This window comes from Paenibacillus sp. Soil724D2 (genome assembly GCF_001427935.1).
In the GTDB taxonomy this organism is placed as follows: domain Bacteria; phylum Bacillota; class Bacilli; order Paenibacillales; family NBRC-103111; genus Paenibacillus_E.
The window spans coordinates 175989-198215 of sequence record NZ_LMRY01000045.1; the positions used below are offsets into that span (position 1 = coordinate 175989).

Consider the following 22227-nt stretch of genomic DNA (forward strand, 5'->3'; position numbering starts at 1 on the left):
ATAGGATAATTATAGATTAACTTCCTGCACCTACAACATGATTAACAAGTTTCCCAATACCGGTAATCTCAATTTCGATCCGGTCTCCGTGAGCGAGTGTAAACTCGTTAGGCGGCACAATACACGTTCCCGTCAGCAGCACGGTCCCGTCAAACAATTCATTATCCCGAATTAAAAATTCGGTCAATTCGTCAAGCTTTCGTTTTAGCTGATTGGTATTTGCCGTTCCCTCGACAGCTTTTTCCCCATTGCGATATATTCGGCTTGTAATCTGCAAGTTGTAAGGGTCGTCTACCGTTTCGGCTAAACGGATCGCTGGTCCCAGGGAGCAGGAACGCTTCCATACTTTGGCCTGAGGCAGGTAGAGCGGATTCTCGCCTTCAATATCCCGGCAGCTCATATCATTGCCAATGGTGTATCCTACGATTTTCCCCATAGCGTTTAGAACAAGACCTAACTCCGGTTCTGGCACCTGCCACACGGAATCGCTTCGGAGTTGTACTTCGCCGCCTGGACCTACCGTTCGGGCAGCCGTCGATTTGAAAAAAATCTCCGGACGCACAGCGTCATAAACTTTATCGTAAAAGGTCAAGGCATCCAGTTTGCCTTCGGTTGCCTCATAATTTCGCGCATCCCGGCTTCGCTCATACGTAACCCCAGCAGCCCATACTTCTGGCGCTTCAATTGGAACGAGTAGCTCCAGCTGATCTACTTGACATGTTAGCGCTTCACGGCCTTCGATCATTTTCAAAACCAACTCGAGCGGTGAAATCTCTTTTTCGTCAGCTTCTTGAATCAAAGCTAAAAAATCGCTTTGCAGCAATACGAAAATTTGCCCTTCGTCATTAACTGCAGCTAGCTGTGAAAGCCCTTCATTTATAAAACGGATAATTTTCATAAATTGCTCACTCCTCTAATTTTGTTTTACATTATAAAACTGCGTTCTCAAATTCTAGTGTAAAAAATGCCTGGACTCGACATGCTTTACAAAACTTGCCGAAACCCCAGGGTCTGTGAAATCGTCTCTGCTTCTTTCTTAAGTAGGGCAATATATTGCTTAAACAATAGGTCATCTACCGTTGAAATTAAAGTTGATATGCTGATCGCTGCTACAACCGAACCATTATGTTCGAAAATAGGAGCTGCAGCGCATCGTACGCCCGGTTCGTTCTCCTGATTGTCAATGGAGTACCCTTGCTCACTTACCTGATTCAATTCGTGAAGGAATGCCCCTCTGTCCGTAATCGTCGCTTCTGTAATATTGGAGAAATGGTAATTCCGAAGGAGCATATCGATCTCATCCTTCGTTCTAAAGGCTGTCAACACCTTTCCTACCGCGCTGCTATGAAGTGATATTCTGCGTCCGATTCGGGAATAGCGAATCGCAGCTTTTTCTCCCTCAACTTTATCCAAATACACGCCTTCCTTCCCATCAAGAATAACGAGATGGGTTGTCTGACCTGTCTGCTCCGACAAAGCAGTCAAGTGCTTTCGGGCAACTGTACGGATGTCCAGGCCTTGCAGCATAAGCTGTCCCTTTTCCAGGAGCTTTAACCCTAACTTGTACTTTCCTGTTTCCATATCCTGATTGATATAACCGTGTAACTGAAGCGTTTTCAATAAGGAGTGTATTGTACTCTTGTGAAGCTCCATTCTCGCGCTGATTTCTGTAATTTTCAGCTCTGTCGTATGCTCGTCGAATAAATCCAATATTTTCAATGCTCTGTCCAGCGCTTGAATAATAGGCATGGTATCACTCCTATCCACAAGTCCATAATAATCTTTTACAACCATGCAATCAAGATAAAGTTATTATTTATCACTAGATATACACTGCGGTGTTATTGAAAAATCTTGACAAGATATTAGCTGGTTTAGTTATTCAACTATAGTTTCCCGTCCCTCAGTACTAAGGATTTATCTCATGTATGCTCACTCATCCTCAGGATTTCATCACATTGTACACGAACCTAGAAAACTGAGCCGTTCCTCCAATCTCCTTGGTAGAATATAGGAACAACCCGTAACGCGCCCCTACAAATTGATCCATTTTCCAGACCATATTATGGGTAATACCAAGCTTTTTCCAGTCTTCTCCGTCCATGTAATAAAACTCGCACTCGTCTGTATTGTTCACGAAATTGCCATAAGCCTTCAAAGTAACTTTGTCACTGTCCACTGGAATCCTTGCATATTCCACCCCAGTCTCTTTGTCTACTAGGTTTCCGAAGATCGTTTTATCGTCTGTGGTTCTTGCCAACATGACCAAGTAGTATTGTCCAGCTTCCTTGGTAAGTGCAATACAGCCATAGGTGCTGATCAAGAAGCACAAGCCTGCATAATCACCATCCTTTAGCTCGCTTCCATCCAAGGTAACGATAGCTTCGCATGCGGGCCCCATTGCACGCTGTGTCAATGTATTTACCGAAAATATTAAATTGGGATTAATTTTTCCAGATTGAATACGATATGTACCCGGCTTATCCGTTACGGACCACAAAATATCTGTCGGGATATGATTCCACTGCCAGTAGTCTTTCAGATGAACCTTGCCGTTCTCATCCGGCTTGTAGAAGAAATCATCGCTTCCGACCAAAGGTTTGTATTCATATCCGGGTCTAGTACTCGGAATGTCGATATATGGGGGTGGCTTCCTATCGAATACCGGAACATCATTTTCCCAATGCAAAGGCACCAAGACAGGGATACGGCCAACGGCACCATGATCCTGAAACAAGAGGGCATACCATTTTCCATCTGGTGTATCAACGATTCCGCCTTGTGCTATACCTGCATTAAAATACTCCATGTCATCATCAAACACCTCTCCTCCAACAAAGTCCCCCTCCAGGGAATCTGCTACAAAACAGGCTTGTGTTCTACGACTATGTCTGGACTGTGTAATGTGTATAAAAAATGCGTAATATTTTCCATTAATCTTATAGATATGGGTACCTTCATAACCAAGATGATAAGGTCCTGTCTCCCTCACAATGATCCGGTTTAATCCACCAGGCTTGGGACCGGTCAAATCTTCCTTTAATTCTGTAAGATGAATCTCGGCATTTCCATATATAATATAAACTCTGCCATCATCATCAAACAAAAGTGAGCAATCATGATAGAATCCTTCGATATTCGGGTGCCTCATCCATGGTCCTGTGATTTCAAACGCAGAAAACAAATACGTTCGATGAGTATCGTTTGCTACGAAACATACATAATATTTACCTTGATGGTAACGCAAAGATGCCGCCCACATTCCCTTTCCATAGATCTGCCGGTCACCCTCCAGCCTCTGATCCGGTGTATCATCCAAAGCATCATATACATATGTTGCCACTTCCCAATGGATCAGGTCATACGACCTCAATATTACACACCCCGGCATAAAATGCATGGTCGTACTGACCATATAATAAGTATCCTCCACCCGGATCACGTCGGGGTCCGGATAGTCAGCCCATATAATGGGATTCGGGTACATCTGCATTACCCCTTTCCTTCATTTAGTTCCTACAATAAACAGCCATGTTCAATAGTCGTGACGTCTTTCTCAACTCACTTATTAGCTCGTAGGGCATCCCGATGCTCCAAGGGTGTCAAACCGTTGCCTGGAATGAGCATGATCCTATGTTGGTTATTCCAATGTGAACGAAGCTAGACTCGCGCCTCCCGTACCCGTATACGTGAAATACAAGGCTTGTATGCCATCCGGTATAACGAGATCCGTAGAATATTCCTTCCATATATTTGTAAAGTCAACCGATATCTTCCCGAGAGCAGGACCGTCCCATGATGTTTTCACTTCAAAGGTACCACGGCAATATCCACGCACCCTGATTTTAACTTTCTTGATCCCATCGCACTGAAAATATTTAAATCCGGCTGTTGCGGAATCCCTCATATTGGCGATATAACCGATCTCCTCATCTCCATCTTTCCCATCTTGGGTAATCTTCGGAAACCGACAGTCCATCCATTCCCCGGGAGCTCCTGTATACAACGCCTCATCACTGCAAAACAGATTGCAAGCCAGGTACGAAGGATATTCCCCTCGACCGTCAAGCGGCCCTCCATTCGAACCGCAGGATGTCATTTCCACCTGCGGAATCGTACCATCCTCGCGGAATTCGATCTGTTCGATACAACCTTGCCGGCTGAAATTCGTTCCGTTGGTATGTCTATGATAAAAAATGTACCACTTTTCATTCATCTCAACAATGCTACCATGGTTATTGCCGCCATAATACATGGGTTTATTCGCCGGTTTGTATGAGTCGATATGAAGATCATTATTGCTGACAATGACTCCCTGATATACGAAATCCTTTGTTGGACATTTACTGGTCGCGTAGCACAGTTCATGCATGACGATGGATGAATAAATAAAATAATACGTATCGCCTTTCTTCCTTATAGAAGGAGCCTCAAAAAACTCATGCCCTTCGAATCCGCTGCCTTTGCTGTAAGGTTCACTTGGCGCGACAAATACCGGTTCCTCTAAAATCGTGAGCATATCGGGACCCAGGACCGTAGCCATGGCACCGCTTCTTGACTTGTCCCCAGCTACACAGAAACCGGTATACAGGTACGTTCTTTCTCCTTCAGTCATCACTCCTGGATCAAATTGTGGCTCGTCGCCTTCTCTGTCTCCCAAACGTGTTCCATCGGCATATCGAACATAGCCATAAAATTCATATTTGCCGGCCGGGGTATCACAAACAGCGACCGAAACGATAGAAACCTTGTCAAGGACATAGTACAAATAATAACGTCCATTCGGACCAACCGTGACATCTGGTGCATACAGACACATGCTTCCATCAGGATTAAGCGGATCATCTGTTTTTTTGTAAATCACGCCTTCATACCGCCAGTCTGCCGGGTCATCCTCAGGTGCCGACCAACAGACATAATCGTTCAAGCAATACGCATGCCCATTGAAACGGTCATGAGAGCCATATACATAAACTCTGCCGTTAAAAACATACGGTTCTCCATCGGAAATATATTCCCATGATGGAAGATATGGATTTCGTGCTTGTTTTTTCATATTAATCTGTTCACTCCTTGCTAAATTGGATGTTTCTTTCATATACACTGAATATTCTTCTTACTCGACTCTGAACAACGGTATGAATAATATCACCTGATTGCCCTGATCGTCATCCACAGCAAATTCCAGCCAGTCCTTTTCACGATGCCTTCATCCTGATCCGCAAATGCGAATTTGGAGCAGGCAGAAAGAAAATGCCCTACGGAATGTCCTCTTAAGCCGCACTCCACGTCTTCCCAACCGCCAAGGGGCTCCGCATTTGACGGGATTCCCGCTAAGGAGTATTGGTTAAACGATAAAACCGAAATCTCAATTCGCGGGCTTGGATTCGGCCTTAGCTAGTACTTGAACCGCAGTCCCTGCCTCCGCCTCAAACGAATAGGTTGATGCGTCAAGTTGCGTTGGCTCATAAATCTCCCCTTCCATCCATAATTGGATGGGCAGATTGCAACGAATACGATACACCCCTTTATAATCTGGCTTCAGATCAGCATGCTGTAATTGACCGTCCTTCCATGTTATATCTACCGTTACCGCACCGCGGGCGCGCAGCCCCGTTACTTCACCATTGGACCATGCCTTAGGGAGAGCTGGTAACAAATGAATGGCGTCAGCATGGCTTTGCAGCAGCATTTCCGCGATACCCGCAGTCCCGCCAAAATTGCCGTCAATCTGAAACGGCGGATGGTTATCGAGAAGGTTGGGCAATGTGGAGTGCGTCAAAAGGGCAGTTACATTTTCGTATGCTTCTTCCGCATCTCCCAGCCGAGCCCAAAAATTCACAATCCAGGCGCGACTCCAGCCTGTATGTCCGCCTCCGTTTGCAAGTCGTCTCTCAAGTGTCCGGCGAGCAGCAGCACTTAGGTTTGGTGTCTTCTCTGGAGTGATCTGTGTTCCCGGGTGCAAAGCGAACAAGTGTGAGATATGACGATGTCCTGGCTCCACTTCCTCATAATCTTCAATCCACTCCTGTATTTGTCCATGACGCCCAATCTGGGGCTGCGGCAGCTTATCCATTGTAAGTTTAAGCGTTGTCAAGAAGTCCATATCCGTCTCTAACTGTTCACCTGCCGCTAGACATGCGAGAAACAATTCGCGAGCAATCTGGCTATCCATGGACGGCCCATAGCAAAGCACGCCCGTTTCCCCATTCGGCAATCTATATGTGTTTTCAGGTGAGACAGAGGGGCAAGTGACAAGCACTCCACTCGGAAGTTCGACCATATAATCAACAAGAAAAGCAGCCGCTTCTTTCATCATCGGGTAAGCACGTTTCAGAAATGCCTCATTCCGCTCGAATTGATAATGTTCCCAAAGATGCAGACATAACCATGCAAGACCAAGGGGCCAATATGTCGAGGGTAGATAAAGATCCTGCGGTGCGGTATCCGCCCAAATATCAGTATTATGATGGGCAGCACTGCCACCGCACCCATACATGACTTGAGCGGTTCGGCGACCGTTTGGAATCATCCGTTCGATCAATTCAAAGAGAGGCTCATGGCATTCGGATAAATTGCAGATCTCAGCCGGCCAATAGTTCATTTGCGCATTAATGTTAATGGTAAATTTGCTGTCCCAGGCCGGCAACATATCCTTATTCCAAATCCCTTGCAAATTCGCAGGTAAAGATCCTGGTCTGCTTGAAGCAATAAGCAGATAACGGCCATACTGGAAATATAAAGCTAGAAGTGCGGGGTCTTCGGCTCCAGCCTTCATCCGTTCCAATCGTTTCGAGGTGTCTTGTTCCACAGCTTTGAATGCAGGATCAAGCCTTAACGACGTCCGCTGAAACAGTTTATTATAATCTTCAATGTGGGCTGTTAATAAATCGATATACGTCCGTGAAGCAGCACGCTTAGCATTCGCAAACGCTGCGGATTCAGGATCGGACTCTCGAAAATCCGTGGCGGCGGAAATAACCAATGTGACGGCATCGGCATTGGTCACGACCAAGTGCTCCCCAATCGTACGCATTTGACCTCCCTCTGGTTTGCACATCAACACACCGCAATAGTTGACACCTCCGCCACTATTGCCGCTCATTATGATCGAATTACCTTCTTCTGTGCGGATATGGTCTACGTATCGGAACCTTTCCCTTCCCATTCTTGCCGTAAAGGAAATTTGGCCCGGTGTATCAGCCGTCAATCGAATCACAATCGCGCCGTCCGGATAGCTCGCAAAGATCTTGCGACGATAATGAACCTCACCCGCTTTAAAGGAAATGCTGACCACTGCTTCTGATAAATCGAGCTCCCGTTCATAATCGATGACTTGGTTATCGTCTAATGTTTGGAAGTGAAGAAACAGATCGCCGAGCGGCACATAATGACGCTGGGTTTCAGGGATCGCGGTTAAGGCAAGCGAAGCGAGGGACTCGGCTTCTTTGAGCTTCCCTTCAAATATGAGGCGGCGAATTTCCGGAAGATGTGCCAAAGCATCCGGGTTATGCCGATCCCTTGGCCCTCCATACCATAAGGAATCTTCATTAAGCTGCAATCGTTCGGAGCATGCCCCTCCGAAAATCATAGCTCCCAGCCGTCCGTTGCCAATCGGAAATGCTTCGTCCCAATGCTTGGCTGGGGAGCGAAAAAATAGTCTTTCTTTGTACTCTAAACGTGCTTCACTCATGATGATTGCCCCTTCACTTTACAATCGTATTCTATTTATAATCAGCGCCTCTCAACAGACGCGCCTTCCATCTGCTTGTGAAACTTTCTTGGTGTAAAGCCCGTAATCTGCTTGAATTGACGGCAGAAGTGCTCCACGTTGTTATACCCGCAGCGTAAAGCGACCTCCGCGATGGATAGAGAGCCGTGCAACAAATATTCTTTGGCTTGGCGGATGCGGCTTGTAATCACGTCATCCATACAAGAAATCCCGAAAGTCTTCTTGTAAATTGTCTGCAAATACCCAGGACTGATACGGATAGAGTCGGCCATTCTCGGAACCGCCCAGTCCTGGCTAGGATTGCTGTAAATGGCGGTCCGAAGCGATAACAAGTTGTAGTATTTGGGCGTAATTGCTTCTTGAAAGTAAGATTCCAGCAGCTTGTTAAACAAGGTTCTCAGTAAGCAGTCAATGGATGATTCTTTATAATCTTTTTGAAAAGAGTGTTCGCTGACGAGAAGTTGAAATAGTTTGTGGCAGTATTCAGGGTCATTCAATGGAAATGGCACTCCGAATGGAAGCGATGTTTCCGTTACATACGATTCGTTGGATTCGAAACGAATCCAGTCATTCTTATATTGTTCCGCGCAGGCCTGGTAATAAATTTTTTGATGGGGATGGTATAAAACTCCACTGTGTGCTGGGTACTCCTTCAATTCTTCATTGACCCAGAACAGGGCAGGTGTATGGGTCACGACGAGCAGCCAACAGTTATGGCCCTCAGGGACATCGAACACAAAATTGCTTGCGTGTGCGGCATCATATTCAACATAGAAAATGTTGGTCATCATGATCCTCCAGTATCAAAAAAAATGACAATACATCAATTATTTTTATTAGCATATATGACTGTTTGGAAACAGTCAACGAAGCAACAGAACGACGGCTCGTTTGGCATTCTTGCCTACATCGCAAACTAGATGTTCATCGAAATGGGAATGGCTCATAGTCATGGACGTCATCCGATTCCGCAATCGTTAAAGAGACCTTGGTTGAAAACCAAGGTCGTCTCGTAAGCTTGGTCATTAACCTCTAACGCCGAAGGCGGTACCGTCACGAACATCGGCCGCTTATTGAAATGAGAAGTTTGCCGTTTTTTTGAACCTCAATGCCACCCTCTTTGGAGATCAGGATATAGTTGCCGAATTCTTGAAATATTGTCTCACGAGGAGCTGCATCATATCGCTGGGTTGTTCCCTGGAAAACTCGGCTTGATCCGCGAATCGCATGCCGTACGCCGCCTCTGGCGTATAGGGCTCCCACCGAGACAAGTCCTCTCCCGTAGAATCTTTGCCGTTCGGATCTCCAGAACGAATGAAGTTCGCCCAGTAATTGCACATTTGGCGGGCAAGATCGTAATGTTTGCCGACGAACGGCCTCCAGCATTTGGCGAGGGTCTCGAAGAAGAACCAGAGATCCACCGAGTGGAACGTTCCAGGGTTATCCCAACCCGGGATTCCCGCATCGAAATTGTAATAGTAAAGCGGGAGATTGGCGCCGGTATCCGCATTGGCCTGTCCGGCAATCCGTATCGCGTATTCGATGCCACTTACCGAAGCTTTTTTCAAGACCTCATCGAAGTTGCCTGACGGAAATCCGCAAACCTCAAGAAATTCATTGGCATCGTCGCCGAATAAGTTAACGGCCAAGTTCTTGATCTCGTCCAGCGAATCGGCCTCCGGAGCACTGAAAAACTCGGATGACGTATGGCCGAACATCACCGGTACCTGCAAGCGCTTGTTTTGAAGGAACAATTCGAACGCGCTGCCAACACTGAACTTATTGTCGACGACGGTGCCCCAGAACGCCTTGTACTCCAGCATCTTGTCTCGGAGAGAAACCGCATCCAGCTTCCGGGCTTCCGCAAGCGAGGAAATGCCGAGAAATTCGAAGAATTGAACGCCTTCCTGTTCGGCTTCCGTTATATCGCGCAGAAACCTGGGCGTGCGGACTCCTGGGTAGAGCTCCGTGAATACCCCGCTCTGCACGATCGCTCTCTGAAAGAGGCCGTTGTTCTGCGGTGAAGTAAGCTGGCTCATGACGCTTCCGCCGCCGGCAGATTGTCCGCCGATGGTGATGCTGTTCGGATCGCCGCCAAAAGCAGCGATATTGCGTTTGACCCATCTTGTAGCAGCTTGTTGGTCGAGGTGGCCAAAGTTCGCGGGAGCTTCCGGCGATTCCGCCGTGATTTCAGGGTGGCATAGAAATCCGAACACGTTCAGACGATAGTTGATCGTAACCACGACAATGCCTCTTCGGGCGATGCGTTCCCCGTCAAACTCCATCTCGGCCGTATGACCGACCTGCAGGCCTCCTCCGAAATACCATACGTACACCGGCAGCTTTTCATCGGCACGGTTAGCCGGAGTCCACACGTTAAGGTAGAGGCAGTCCTCGTCCATGGCGATGTCCGGTTCCACGGCCCATTCCCGGGTATAAATATTGTTGTCGTCGATTTCTTGTCTGGCCTGCATCGAGACCGGCGCGAATTCGTAGGCGTTGAGCACGCCCTCCCAGTCTTTGACGGGCTGCGGAGCACGCCAGCGGTTCTCTCCTACGGGCGGAGCGGCAAACGGGATCCCTTTGAAACTTGTGATCCTGGGGTCGGCTGCCGGCAACCCTTGTACCCATCCGTTTTCAACGTTTACGACTCTAAGCATGCATGATTTCTCCTTTCATTAAGCGAACTCGTTCCACGAAAGCGTCTTCGCAAGAATCTGCAAAAGATCATCGACGGACGATGTATTAGTCTAAAATCAGAAAATGAATGAGGGATATATAAGATCATACATATCCCTCATTCATAAAAAATTATTATTTTTACTTTTTAGCTAATGCATCGGCACGCATTTTAATAATCTTTTGCGCTTTTTCCGTATCCGTTGCAACTACATCATTCCAGCCGAGGCCTATCACATCTTTCTTCATCATTTCCCAAAGCTTGTCGAACTCTGCTTGATTCTTTGCGAATACCATTTTCCAGGATGTGTTCTTTACATAGTCAGAAATCTGGCTGCGTTTGTTTTTAATATCTGATGAATCGCTTCCTAAACTTGTATTGATATTGGGGACGATATCGATCATCTTATGTTTCAAGTAGTAATCTGTTGCGTTTTCTGCATTATAAGTGTTCTGCCAATCCGTCGTTAGCGCTGTCTTGTTCGCTTCAATTGTTGGGCTCCAGTAATTGCTGTTATAGAACTCCCCTGTCTTTGGATCTTTGGCAAAATCGCTAATGATCATCGTGTTGAGCTTACTTTGTCCGTCCTGGTATCCGCCGCCTCCGTACTCTTCCGGAACAGGTGTATTTTTCTGGAATGCGGTTTGACCCACTTCGGTCAGCTTAAACTTGCCGTCTGCCGTCTTTTCGTAGTTGAAGCCTTCAAATCCATTCACATAGTAACGCAGGCCTTCAGGAGAAGTAGTCCAATCCATGAATTCCATGATCCGATCGGGATCATTGGCTTTGGAACCGATAGCAAAAACTCTTCCATTGCCGTAATAAGCATCGCTTGCCTGAATGATGTGGGTGTCAGCGATCGGAACAGCAACATTCCCGTCACCTTTTTTACCTCTTTCAATTGAATTGTAGAACCCTGTTTCCCATGAATACCACAAGAGAAGTACCTGCTTGTTGGTCAGCTTTTCGGAAACTTTGTTCCAATCCTGGGTTGGTGAGTCAGGGTCAACCAAACCCATCTGATTTGCTTTAAAATAGAATTGCAGAATCTTCTTGTACATACTGTTGTCATCGATGAGCGGAACGATGTCGCCTTTTGCATTCAACTGGATGGTGCTGGTTCCTTCTGGCTGCTCATAACCGTACCAATTGCCTAACCAGCGTGCATTTTCCATAGTGCCTCTGCTGTCCCAATCCTTCCACAAGGTGATCGGAACGATCGGTTTACCGTCCGGAGTCTTGGGATATTTCTCATGCATTTGCTTCAGTACATTTAAAAGATCATCCAGATTGTTCAGCTTGGGAGCCCCAACTCCCTTGAAATAATCCCAAGGCATTATTGGGCTTGAGTAAGGGGTTTGTTCCGAGTATGTCGTTGGTGAAGTATCTGCCTCAAAAGTCGGCAAAGCATAAATCTTGCCATCCGGATTTACTTTTTGAAATGCTGCATTGAAAGGTTTGAAATGATTATCCACATATTTGGACAGGTTCTGCGTATTCTTGATCTTATCCGTGAGATCCATAATCAGACCGGCTGGAATTAATTCTTCCAACTGACTGTTATTGACGATCAGGAGATCGCCCAAATTTCCTGCTGCCGATCTTGTCTTGTATAGCTGATCGCCGGCAACCTGCGGAGCAAGAATGTTCAAAGTGATATTGAACTTATCCTTAATAAGCTTTCCATACCACCCTTTCTGCTCGCCTTGATAATTTGCTGCATTGTCAAAAACGGTAATGGTCAGCGGTTTACTGTGATCTATCGCTGTACTAGCCTTAGATGTAGCTCCAGTACCGGAGTCTGATGACTTACTTGATGCCGTTGATGCAGCCTTATTGTTGGATTCGCCTCCACAGCCGGTCAATGCTACCGAAACCATGAAGAGGCTGGCAAACAACATCAACATCGATTTTTTTACTGCTTTACTCCGCTTACTCATGTTCAACCCCCCAAATTCTTTCAATTTATTATAACGGTGTAAGTTATCCCTTCACTGCACCGATCATAATCCCCTTTACAAAAAACCTTTGGAAAATCGGGTAAATCAACAAAATAGGCGCTACAACAATAATGGTCACCGTCATTCGAATTGAAGTAGTGGTTTGCTTTGTTGCCAGACTTGTTATGGCTGTCGAACCGGCATTCTGCAGGTTTACCATGCTGGATATGGAACTTGCCTGATTAATATAGTTATATAGAATAAACTGCAAGCTATATAGTTTGCTCTCTGTAACCAACAACAACGTGTCCTGGAAGGAATTCCACTGATCTACTGCTGCGAATATGGCAACCGTAGCCAATATGGGCTTACAGATGGGCAACATGATTTTGAAAAAAAGGGTCATGGTCCCGGCCCCGTCGATACTTGCCGCATGTTGCAATTCCTTCGGCGTTGATTCCACGAAAGTCTTTACAAGAATGATGAAAAACGGAGCTACGATTGTCGGCAGAATATAGGCCAAAAAATTGTTTGTCAGATGCAAAGACCTCATTGTCAAATACCACGGAATAACCCCGGCATTAAAAAACATGGTTAAAACCGTATAGCGATACCATAATTTTCTCCTCCACATATCCTCCTGGGTAAACATGAATCCCAAAAAGGCGGAAGCCCCTACCGTCAAAGTAGTTCCGATCACTGTCCTTCCTACAGATACAACGGCTGCATCCCACAACCCCGGTATTTTAACCACATCCACGTAGTTATGGAATTGGATTTGCATCGGGTAAAAGATAACATCACCTTTGGCACTGATATCGTTTGCACTTATCGTATTAATAATGATCGAGTAAAATGGATATACACAAATAAGCGCATACAGAGAAAACAGGAAATATATGAAAAAAGTCATCATTTTGTCTGTTGGGCTGGCCTGGACTTTCATTTTTCTAGTGAGATGGCTGCCAGGCACTTTATCATTCGGCGCCAGACCTACTGCTGTATCACTCATACAATACTCTCTCCTCTTAGTCTTTTTGATAGTCCGTTTACAGAAAAGAGAAGTACAACACTAATCAAGCTCTTTAGCATACTGATCGCGACGGACACGGAATAGCTGCCGCCCCCCATTGCCAGGTTGTAAACATATAAGTCTAAAGCCTGTATGGAATCCTTGTTAAATGCATTTTGAAATACGAAATATTGCTCCAAGCCATTATTCAGAAAACTCGCAATTTGCAGCATCAACAAAACAAAATAGGTCGGCACCATACTCGGCAATACGACATGCCAGATCACCCGCATTCTTGTCGCGCCGTCTACATAGGCCGCTTCATATAGAGAATCATCTATACTCATGATCGCCGCTATATACAATATGGCTGACCAACCCAATGTTTTCCAAGTCGTCCACATCCACATCATAATCCAAACATGGTCGGAGTTTTGAAGAAGTAATATCGGGGAATCGATAAATCCAAGTTGTTTCAAAAGGCCGTTGACTATACCGTCACTAGAGAACATAGAAAATGCCAGTGAATAGACCAATACCCAGCTGATGAAGTTCGGCAAGGTTGTTACCGTCTGAATAAACCTCCGAAAACGTACGGATTTGATCTCAGTCAGGAATATGGCAAAAATCATTGGAAGCCAGGAGAATAGCAGATTCAAGCCACTCATCCCAAACGTATTCTTGAGTATTTGAAGCGTTTGATCGATCTTTACTTGGTTTTCGACCAAGGTATGGAACCACTTCAGACCAACAAACGGCGATTGGGACAGCGGAATCGGCGGCGTATAGTCAAAGAATGCATAAATCCAACCATAAAGCGGGTAATATGCAAAGACACCAAGTAAAACCATAAAAGGCATAATAAAGAGGAATTTCATTATTGAGATGCTTTTCTTGCTGTATTTTTCTATTCGTACCATGTCAGGCCCCCTATTTTATATTCAACGTATTTATTGACAAATAACGATATCCAAAAAAATACGAAGTGACGAAATGGCAGTTTCATTCTACTCCAGCGCAAAAGGTCATCGATGAATTTGAGGACGCACCATGTGTTGATAGCGTTTTCATTCAGTTTCGTTAAAGCTATTATAAGATATCATTTTTTTCAAAACAATGACCTATTCTCATCGATTATTGATCTATTCTCATATAGCTCGGTGAATCACGATGATTGCATCTATGAACAGTGGAGAAAAGATCAAATATCCATATACAAGCAACCACAAGCTATAGCTGAAGGAAGCCACATATGGTTTAATACGTGAAAAAAGCCCAGATTCCTAGCACTAGGAACTCCGAGCAGATCCGTTGGTATACGTTGTCGGCTCCCCAATTGCAGGCGGAGAACAGGATGTCCCGCCCGCAGTTTTTAAGGGCCAAAGCCAAATTTTTTTTCGTTAATAAGGAGCGATCGTCCGAATCGTACCATCTTCGTTATAGATTAACTCCGCATATTTGACGCAACGCTTGTGGTTGACGCCTTCGGACAAAGAACTGTCGTGGTAAAATAAGTACCATTTGTCTTCGAACTGGACAATGGAGTGATGAGTTGTCCAGCCGATAACCGGAGTTAAGATCGTGCCCTTGAAGGTATACGGTCCCAACGGATTCCGGCTGACGGCGTATACTAATTTATGGGTCGTGCCCGTGGAGTAGGACAAGTAGTACCAGCCATTATATTTGTGTACCCACGGTCCTTCAAAATAGCGTCTATCCTCGTCTCCAGAGAGAATCGGGCCGCCGTTTTCATCAACAATCGAAATTTCTAATGGAGCGGTTTGAAATGATAGCATGTCCTCGCTCAGCAGAGCGACCCGAGGACCTATCGCAGGCGCATCCGCCGCCGGTCCCACTGCTTCCGGCTCGAAAGTACTGGTCTGCCATTTTTCCAATTGGCCGCCCCAAAGACCGCCGAAATACATGTAAGCCCGATTGTCGTCATCAACAAACACGGCTGGGTCGATACTGAAGCTTTCCTCGATATAAGACGGTTGAGGAAGAAAAGGACCAGCCGGCGATGAGCTGGTCGCCACACCGATTCGAAAAATTCCATCATGATCCCGGGCAGGAAAGTACAAGAAATAGGTGCCGGCCTTAAAAGCAGCATCAGGAGCCCAGAGTTGTTTGGAAGCCCATGGAATATCCTTTAGATGAAGGACCTGTCCATGGTCGATGACGGGGGACTCGAAGCCATCCATGGATAGAACATGATAATCTTCCATTGCATATTGATCCCCATTGTCATTATCAATACCGTCATGATCGAGATCGTGTGACGGGTAGATGAAAATTTTCCCTTCAAATACGTGCGCCGAAGGATCGGCAGTAAAGATATGGGTGACAAGCGGGTGATGAGGTTTCGGTAGCTTGTGCATAATTGCGCTCCTCTTTATAGATTTGATTTTCTCTTACACCTTTATTATGAGACCTTGTATGCGATTACAAAATAAATAGATTAAAGATCTATCCCCCCATAAATAAAGAAAGATACGGGATAACGTATTTAGAACACTTGCATAAAACAGCACCTCCTTGTCAGTTAATTACCAACCGACAAGGAGGCGCTGCTCTTTTAATATGTGATTTGGCTTCCGTTGGACCAGCTTTTAATCCGCCATTAAATTTGATTGTTCATGCTGTCCTCTTATCCGATTAATGGCGAAAGCGGAAAACAGCCACAATAAAAAAGCATTTATGCCATCTATGCCCTTAATAACTTCGAGAAGCGATCTCCTTCTCTGCCGTTACTTGTGTAAATACATTTTCTGGGGTAACAATTCGTTTAGGCAGTGTGCTGCCTTTCACGACTTCCTTCACAGCCTGAATGAGATTAGGACCCAGCAACGGATTACACTCAACCACTAAATTAATTTTACCCTCATTCATCTTTTCGAGTGCCTTCCTTGTTCCATCTACGGTGATGACCACAATATCTTTCCCTGGAACTAACCCGTACTCTTCGATCGCCTCTAATGCACCGAACGTCATATCATCGTTATGGGAATATAAAACACGAATATCCCTGCCTTTTTCTTGCAGAAACTTCTTCATCACTTGTTTGCCTTTCGCGACTGTGAAATCCGCGTTCTCACTCTTCAGAAATTGCAAATCACTGCGCGAAGAGATAACGTCACGGAATCCCTTACCCCGAGCTATGGAAGGCGTTGATCCTTCGGTACCTTTCAGTTCCACAATGCCGATTGGCTTATTCGTTTTTGGGAATTTATCTAATAAGTACTTCCCTGCTTTACGGCCCTCTTCATAAAAATCAGAACCAATATGCGTCACATACAGAGATGAATCAGAGACATCTACATAACGATCAATAATAATTACTGGGATCCCTGCCTGTTTAACTTCTCTTAAAATCGGCTCCCACCCCGTTTCTACAACAGGAGCAATTGCGATAACATCGACTTTCTGTTTTACAAACTCTTGAATGGCCTCAATTTGCTTTTCTTGCGATTGTTCTGCATTTTGAAAGTTGAGTTCGACATCTGATTCAGCTGCAGAATTTTTAATGGATAACGTATTGGCAAGACGCCATTCACTTTCTGACCCTAGTTGTGAAAATCCTAAGATGGGTTCCTTACTTATGGGAGTCGCTATGGACACAACATGACTTTCTTCCTCAACATTAGTAGTAGTCTCATTCACTTGAACTTGCTCACAGCCAAAGATCAGCACTAGAATGCTCATTGTCGCGATAATTTTCATAAGCGCTAACAACGTAGTTTTCGGTCTACTGAAATGCATAAATTCATGTTCCCCCTTAAAAATTATTCCGTCTGAAAATGAGACATGTCTCTCTAGATACTTCGAATATAGCCTGACCACATATCGTTTGTACATAGTTTAATTTGTCTAGGGAAACGGTAACATCTGTAGAACGTGTTAATAACTGATCCATTTCTTCTTGAATTCTTGTAAATAATTTGTATACCTCATATATGCTGTTAACCTTCAAGTTAAATCAAACAAAAAATAGCATTATTCGACAATATATGTCAATTAATGCCCTTCCTTCGACTCTCTACCTACGTTGAACCCAACTTCGTTGACTTAGCAAACGTTGTAAGATAATAAACATAAACAATAGAATACCAATGACAATCTTTGTCCACCAAGAACTTAAAGTCCCTTCAAAGCTAATAATGGTTTGAATGACACCTTGAATCATAACACCAAAGAAAGTTCCTACAATGTATCCAACGCCTCCAGTGAGAAGAGTGCCACCGATCACAACTGCTGCGATCGCATCCAACTCCATTCCCATCGCATGCAAGCCATAACCTGAAAGCATGTAGAACGTAAAGACCACACCCGCAAGTGCTGAGCAGAATCCACTAAAAACATAAATCAACATTTTGGTTCGTCCCACTGGTAAACCCATCAGTAAGGAAGATTGTTCACTTCCACCTAAAGCATAGGTATTTCTGCCAAAACGCGTGTAATGTGCCATATAAAAGCCTAAAAATACAACCAATAAAGCGATGATGACACTTATGGAAACAAAGTTACCTCCAGGCAAGCTTATCTTCGTTTGAGCGACGCTTGTATAGAAGCCATTATCAATGGTAATTGTATTAATGCTAATGATGTAACACAATCCCCTGGCGAGAAACATCCCTGATAACGTGACAATGAAGGGCTCGATCTTGAAATAATGAATGATGGCCCCCATTCCCCAACCAAATAAAGCGCCAATTAACAATACCATGGGTATGACTAGGCCAGGCGGCCAACCCGCTTGGACTAAGCTTGCAGAAATCATTGTGGTTAAGGCAATGACAGAACCGACCGATAAATCAATACCTCCAGATACAATAACAAATGTCATTCCAACGGCAGTTATTAATAAAAAGGCATTATCAATTAGCAGATTCATCAACACTTGTAAGGAGAAGAAGCCTGTATATCGGAAGGATCCAATAGCAAACATTAGTATAAATAATCCAATGGTCACGAGTATGGGGATATGCTGTTTCTTAAGCATGCTGCTTAACCTCCCTTTCTCCCGGATAATGGCGCGTTTTCCAACGGAAAGCAATCGATTTACGGAAAGATTCCGATTGAATTAAGCATACAACTAGAACTACGAATGCTTTTACAACTAGCGTTATTTCTGGTGGTACACCAATCATATAAATCGTCGTGGTAAGCGTTTGAATGATCAGCGCTCCAACTAATGTTCCTGCTAGGTAAAAGCGTCCTCCTGTAAGCGCTGTTCCGCCAATAACTACAGCTAGGATCGCATCTAATTCGTACCATAGTCCAGCATTATTTCCATCTGCGCTTGATACATTCGAGCTTAGAATCAGACCCGCGATTGCGGCGCATAAGCTGCAGAACATGTATACGAAGAACATAACCGTCTTCGATTTCACACCGGCAAGCTTACTTGCCGTTGGTTTACAACCAACGGATTCAATAAATAAACCGAGTGCTGTTTTTCTTGTTAAGAGATAAGCGATAAGGAATACGATAGCAACGATGAATATGGAAAACGGAAGCGTCAATATTGATCCTGCTCCAATGAACTTATAGTGCGGATTGGAAATTGTAATAATTTGTCCACTTGTTATCAATTGAGACACACCGCGCCCGGAGACCATTAAGATTAGCGTGGCGATAATCGGCTGCATCCCAATATTAGCAACTAAGAATCCATTCCAAACACCTAATACAATCGAAATCAATAAAGCAGTACCAACCGCAATAATGACATTCACTAAGCTGCCATCTCCATTGCTGATCATGAGGCACGCTATGGCTCCTGAAATCGCTACTACTGAACCTACGGAAAGATCGACACCTTTCGTAGCCGCAATGACTAGTGTCATGCCAATGGATACAATCATTAGTGGAGATCCAAAGTTTAGAATATCAATTAGACTTCCATAAAGGTGTCCATCCCGCATTTTTATCGCAAAGAAATCAGGGGAGTAGATTAAGTTAAATACTAAGAGTGCACATAAAAAAGTTAGTGGCCAAAACAAATGATGCTTAACCATGTCTATTAACCTCCCGCAATTGCCTTCATGACATTTTTCTGACTAATCTCATCGCCAACCATTTCTTTCACCTTGTGACGATCTCGTAGTACGACGATTTTATGACTGACACGTAAAACTTCCTCTAATTCGGATGAAATAAATAGGACTGACATCCCTTTTTGAGCTAAGGATAGAACTAATTTCTGAATCTCAGCTTTAGCTCCAATATCAATTCCCCTTGTAGGTTCGTCTAGAATCAATAAATTAGGATCCGTGAGCAACCAACGAGCAAGCAATACTTTTTGTTGATTCCCGCCGCTTAAATTCTTAATCAAATGTTCGGGGTTAGGTGGATTAATGTTTAAAGCTCGAATATATTCATCCGCTATTTCATCCTGACGTTTTCTTGAGATGGTTTTAAACCAACCTTGGGATGCTTGAAGTGCTAGTATAATATTTTCTCGAATGGTCAAATCATCAATAATACCTTCTAATTTACGGTTTTCGGAGCAAAATGCGATGCCTTGATCAATAGCTTGCCTTGGTGAATGAACCGCATCACTTGAACCTGCAATTGTCATTTCGCCAGAATCAGCCTTATCTGCAGCAAAGAATAATCTAGCTAATTCGGTTCTTCCAGAACCCAATAAGCCCGCTAAACCAACAATCTCTCCTTTATGAATCGTGAGATCAACAGGTTCAATGGAACCTTTTTTCCCAAAATCAGTTGCTTGAATTAATACTTCACTATGAACTTGTGCTGCTACATCACCTTTAGGCAGCTCTTCTAATAGCTCAAGGTCTTTCCCAATCATCTTGGAAACCAGCTCTATACGAGGAAGCTCTTTAGCTAAATATTCCCCAATAAACTCTCCATTTCGGAGTATGGTTATTCGATCTGAAATGTCATAAACTTGATCCAAAAAATGAGTGACGAAAAGAATCGCAAGTCCTTCATTTTTCAATCTCGTCATGACAGAAAATAGTTGTACAACCTCGCCTCTATCTAAGCTGGAGGTTGGTTCATCAAGAATTAACACTTTTGCTGAAATACTCAAAGCTCTTGCAATAGCTATAAGTTGTTGAACAGCTACTGAATACACATGCAATGGTTGTGTAACGTCTATTTCGAGATTCATTCTCTTTTTCAATAATTGCCCAGCATCTTCATTCATTTTTTTCCATAAAATGCGACCGAAACGACGTGGTTCACGCCCAATATAGATATTTTCAGCTACGGACAGGTTCGAACAAAGGTTAACCTCTTGATAAACCGTAATAATGCCTGCATTTTGCGCATCAAGCGGGCTAAGAATTTTAATTGGCTTTTTATCCATCTCAACGACACCCTGATCGATGGAGTGAACACCTGTAAGTACTTTAATTAGTGTGGACTTACCTGCCCCATTTTCACCCATTAATGCATGAACTTCTCCTGGGAACAATCTAAAATTAACGTTAGTTAACGCTTTAACACCCGGAAACTGCTTATGAATTCCGGTCATCTGCAATACCGGACCTCCCTGTTTCATAAAGCCACTCCTCTCCTATATGAACAAGAGCCACTCCATACTAGCAAGATGGAGCAGCTCTGCCCTTTTTATTTATGGTTACAATGATGTAGACAATCTCTTAGTACTGACGATTCGGCAATTCACGTTTAGCATCTTCTGAAGTAAATACGCCTTCTTTCGTAACAATTCGTTTCGGCAGCTCTTTACCGCTAAGTACATCTTTAGCAGCTTGCATTAATTGTCCACCAAGTAGCGGGTTACACTCGACGATGAAGTTAATTTTCCCTTCGCTTGCCGCTACAAAGCCGTCTTTCACGCCATCAACTGAGATAATAGTGATATCTTTACCTGGTTTAAGTCCTGCTTCTTCAATAGCTTGGATAGCCCCGAGTGCCATATCATCGTTATGTGCATAGAGAACATTAATGTTCTTATTGGCTTTCAAGAATGCTTGCATAACCTCTTTACCTTTGGCACGCGTGAAGTCACCTGTTTGTGAAGCAATGATTTTAAGATTAGGATTTGATTTAATAATTTCGCCAAATCCAGCTTTACGATCATTCGCAGGAGCAGAACCTGTTGTTCCTTGAAGCTCTACGATATTAACTGCTTCTTTCGTATCCTTATATTTGTCAACTAACCATTTCCCTGCGCTACGGCCTTCTTCTACGAAATCCGAACCAATGAACGTTCTGTAAAGGGAAGTGTCTTTGGAATCTACTGCTCTATCCGTTAAGATAACTGGAATGCCAGCATCTTTTGCTTCTTTTAATACTGTGTCCCAACCGGACTCTACGACTGGTGAGAATGAGATGATATCTACTTTTTGTTGGATGTATGTACGAATAGCTTTGATTTGATTTTCTTGTTTTTGTTGAGCATCGGAGAATTTCAATTCAATGCCGGCTTCCTTCGCGGAATCTTGAACTGATTTAGTATTAGCTGAACGCCATCCACTTTCAGCACCTACTTGCGCAAAACCCATTGTGATTTTCTTGTCCGCTTTAGCAGTAGCCACCGCTGCTGTACTTGGGCTTACAGTCGCCGCTGCAGATGTACTGCTTGCTGTCTTGCTTTCTCCTGAACTACCACAAGCTGCTGTGAACATCATCATTACTGAAGCTACTAATACTACCCCTAGAGACTTTTTCATTTATTTTTCCTCCCTTATTTCACCTGTTTGCTTGGTGTAACTAAAGTATAGGGACGAATCGTGTAAGGGTATACGGAGTTTCGTTGACACTTCTTATAAATTTTTATTCACTTTTTGATCTTCCGAAATAAAAACAGTATTTTTTTATTCAGAAAGTGCAGTTTTTTGTTTGATGATTGCGTTTTCAAAACGATTGA

General features: G+C 44.1%; 17 protein-coding genes. All 17 read right to left on the reverse strand.

Annotation, left to right across the window (positions count from 1 at the left end):
- Nucleotides 1–16: 16 nt before the first annotated feature.
- A complete protein-coding gene (locus ASG85_RS27620) occupies nt 17–898 on the reverse strand; it encodes a fumarylacetoacetate hydrolase family protein (protein ID WP_060648375.1) in 882 nt (293 codons plus the stop codon).
- Nucleotides 899–984: 86 nt separating this feature from the next.
- The gene (locus tag ASG85_RS27625) at nt 985–1749 is read right to left on the reverse strand and encodes an IclR family transcriptional regulator (protein ID WP_057305782.1); all 765 of its coding nucleotides are present in this window, start codon (nt 1747–1749) and stop codon (nt 985–987) included.
- A 193-nt stretch (nt 1750–1942) separates the two neighbouring features.
- Nucleotides 1943–3487 (reverse strand): glycoside hydrolase 43 family protein, encoded by a 1545-nt coding sequence (locus ASG85_RS27630; RefSeq protein ID WP_060648376.1) that lies wholly within the window; start codon nt 3485–3487, stop codon nt 1943–1945.
- Between the two features lie 153 nt (nt 3488–3640).
- Nucleotides 3641–5056: a family 43 glycosylhydrolase gene (locus ASG85_RS27635; protein ID WP_060648377.1), complete on the reverse strand. Its 1416-nt coding sequence runs from the start codon at nt 5054–5056 to the stop codon at nt 3641–3643.
- Nucleotides 5057–5148: 92 nt separating this feature from the next.
- Nucleotides 5149–5373: a beta-L-arabinofuranosidase domain-containing protein gene (locus tag ASG85_RS40005; protein WP_414858798.1), complete on the reverse strand. Its 225-nt coding sequence runs from the start codon at nt 5371–5373 to the stop codon at nt 5149–5151.
- Nucleotides 5369–7693, reverse strand: a complete 2325-nt coding sequence (locus ASG85_RS27640) for a glycosyl hydrolase family 95 catalytic domain-containing protein (RefSeq protein ID WP_060648378.1) — start codon at nt 7691–7693, stop codon at nt 5369–5371. Before ASG85_RS27640 ends, ASG85_RS40005 begins: the two co-directional genes overlap by 5 nt.
- 41 nt (nt 7694–7734) lie before the next feature.
- The gene (locus tag ASG85_RS27645; RefSeq protein WP_235549366.1) at nt 7735–8523 is read right to left on the reverse strand and encodes a helix-turn-helix transcriptional regulator; all 789 of its coding nucleotides are present in this window, start codon (nt 8521–8523) and stop codon (nt 7735–7737) included.
- 336 nt (nt 8524–8859) lie between these two features.
- Nucleotides 8860–10392 (reverse strand): carboxylesterase/lipase family protein, encoded by a 1533-nt coding sequence (locus ASG85_RS27650; RefSeq protein WP_060648379.1) that lies wholly within the window; start codon nt 10390–10392, stop codon nt 8860–8862.
- A gap of 160 nt (nt 10393–10552) precedes the next feature.
- Nucleotides 10553–12352 carry a hypothetical protein gene (locus ASG85_RS27655; protein ID WP_060648380.1) on the reverse strand — a complete coding sequence of 600 codons (1800 nt, stop codon included), beginning with the start codon at nt 12350–12352 and terminating at the stop codon, nt 10553–10555.
- 43 nt (nt 12353–12395) lie between these two features.
- Nucleotides 12396–13364, reverse strand: a complete 969-nt coding sequence (locus tag ASG85_RS27660; protein ID WP_156396863.1) for a carbohydrate ABC transporter permease — start codon at nt 13362–13364, stop codon at nt 12396–12398.
- A complete protein-coding gene (locus ASG85_RS27665) occupies nt 13361–14284 on the reverse strand; it encodes an ABC transporter permease subunit (RefSeq protein WP_200961712.1) in 924 nt (307 codons plus the stop codon). The genes ASG85_RS27660 and ASG85_RS27665 overlap by 4 nt, the downstream gene beginning before the upstream one ends.
- 480 nt (nt 14285–14764) lie before the next feature.
- On the reverse strand, nt 14765–15742 hold the full coding sequence (locus ASG85_RS27670) for a glycoside hydrolase family 43 protein (protein ID WP_060648381.1): 978 nt from the start codon (nt 15740–15742) through the stop codon (nt 14765–14767).
- A gap of 334 nt (nt 15743–16076) precedes the next feature.
- Nucleotides 16077–17123, reverse strand: a complete 1047-nt coding sequence (locus tag ASG85_RS27675; protein ID WP_235549367.1) for an ABC transporter substrate-binding protein — start codon at nt 17121–17123, stop codon at nt 16077–16079.
- 277 nt (nt 17124–17400) lie between these two features.
- Nucleotides 17401–18363 carry a galactofuranose ABC transporter, permease protein YjfF gene (yjfF, locus tag ASG85_RS27680; RefSeq protein ID WP_057305790.1) on the reverse strand — a complete coding sequence of 321 codons (963 nt, stop codon included), beginning with the start codon at nt 18361–18363 and terminating at the stop codon, nt 17401–17403.
- Nucleotides 18356–19381, reverse strand: a complete 1026-nt coding sequence (locus tag ASG85_RS27685) for an ABC transporter permease (protein ID WP_060648382.1) — start codon at nt 19379–19381, stop codon at nt 18356–18358. The genes yjfF and ASG85_RS27685 overlap by 8 nt, the downstream gene beginning before the upstream one ends.
- Nucleotides 19382–19386: 5 nt before the next feature.
- Nucleotides 19387–20895, reverse strand: a complete 1509-nt coding sequence (locus ASG85_RS27690) for a sugar ABC transporter ATP-binding protein (protein WP_060648383.1) — start codon at nt 20893–20895, stop codon at nt 19387–19389.
- A gap of 100 nt (nt 20896–20995) precedes the next feature.
- Nucleotides 20996–22030: an ABC transporter substrate-binding protein gene (locus ASG85_RS27695; protein ID WP_057305793.1), complete on the reverse strand. Its 1035-nt coding sequence runs from the start codon at nt 22028–22030 to the stop codon at nt 20996–20998.
- Nucleotides 22031–22227: the final 197 nt, after the last annotated feature.

Coding starts and splice junctions, on each gene's coding strand:
- ASG85_RS27665 (WP_200961712.1), bottom strand. CDS start 14,284: ATGGTACGAATAGAAAAATACAGCAAGAAAAGCATCTCAATAATGAAA.
- ASG85_RS27695 (WP_057305793.1), bottom strand. CDS start 22,030: ATGAAAAAGTCTCTAGGGGTAGTATTAGTAGCTTCAGTAATGATGATG.
- ASG85_RS27655 (WP_060648380.1), bottom strand. CDS start 12,352: ATGAGTAAGCGGAGTAAAGCAGTAAAAAAATCGATGTTGATGTTGTTT.
- ASG85_RS27675 (WP_235549367.1), bottom strand. CDS start 17,123: ATGCATTTCAGTAGACCGAAAACTACGTTGTTAGCGCTTATGAAAATT.
- ASG85_RS27670 (WP_060648381.1), bottom strand. CDS start 15,742: ATGCACAAGCTACCGAAACCTCATCACCCGCTTGTCACCCATATCTTT.
- ASG85_RS27660 (WP_156396863.1), bottom strand. CDS start 13,364: ATGAGTGATACAGCAGTAGGTCTGGCGCCGAATGATAAAGTGCCTGGC.
- ASG85_RS27650 (WP_060648379.1), bottom strand. CDS start 10,392: ATGCTTAGAGTCGTAAACGTTGAAAACGGATGGGTACAAGGGTTGCCG.
- ASG85_RS27625 (WP_057305782.1), bottom strand. CDS start 1,749: ATGCCTATTATTCAAGCGCTGGACAGAGCATTGAAAATATTGGATTTA.
- ASG85_RS27640 (WP_060648378.1), bottom strand. CDS start 7,693: ATGAGTGAAGCACGTTTAGAGTACAAAGAAAGACTATTTTTTCGCTCC.
- ASG85_RS27645 (WP_235549366.1), bottom strand. CDS start 8,523: ATGATGACCAACATTTTCTATGTTGAATATGATGCCGCACACGCAAGC.
- ASG85_RS27635 (WP_060648377.1), bottom strand. CDS start 5,056: ATGAAAAAACAAGCACGAAATCCATATCTTCCATCATGGGAATATATT.
- ASG85_RS27685 (WP_060648382.1), bottom strand. CDS start 19,381: ATGGTTAAGCATCATTTGTTTTGGCCACTAACTTTTTTATGTGCACTC.
- yjfF (WP_057305790.1), bottom strand. CDS start 18,363: ATGCTTAAGAAACAGCATATCCCCATACTCGTGACCATTGGATTATTT.
- ASG85_RS27620 (WP_060648375.1), bottom strand. CDS start 898: ATGAAAATTATCCGTTTTATAAATGAAGGGCTTTCACAGCTAGCTGCA.
- ASG85_RS27690 (WP_060648383.1), bottom strand. CDS start 20,895: ATGAAACAGGGAGGTCCGGTATTGCAGATGACCGGAATTCATAAGCAG.
- ASG85_RS27630 (WP_060648376.1), bottom strand. CDS start 3,487: ATGTACCCGAATCCCATTATATGGGCTGACTATCCGGACCCCGACGTG.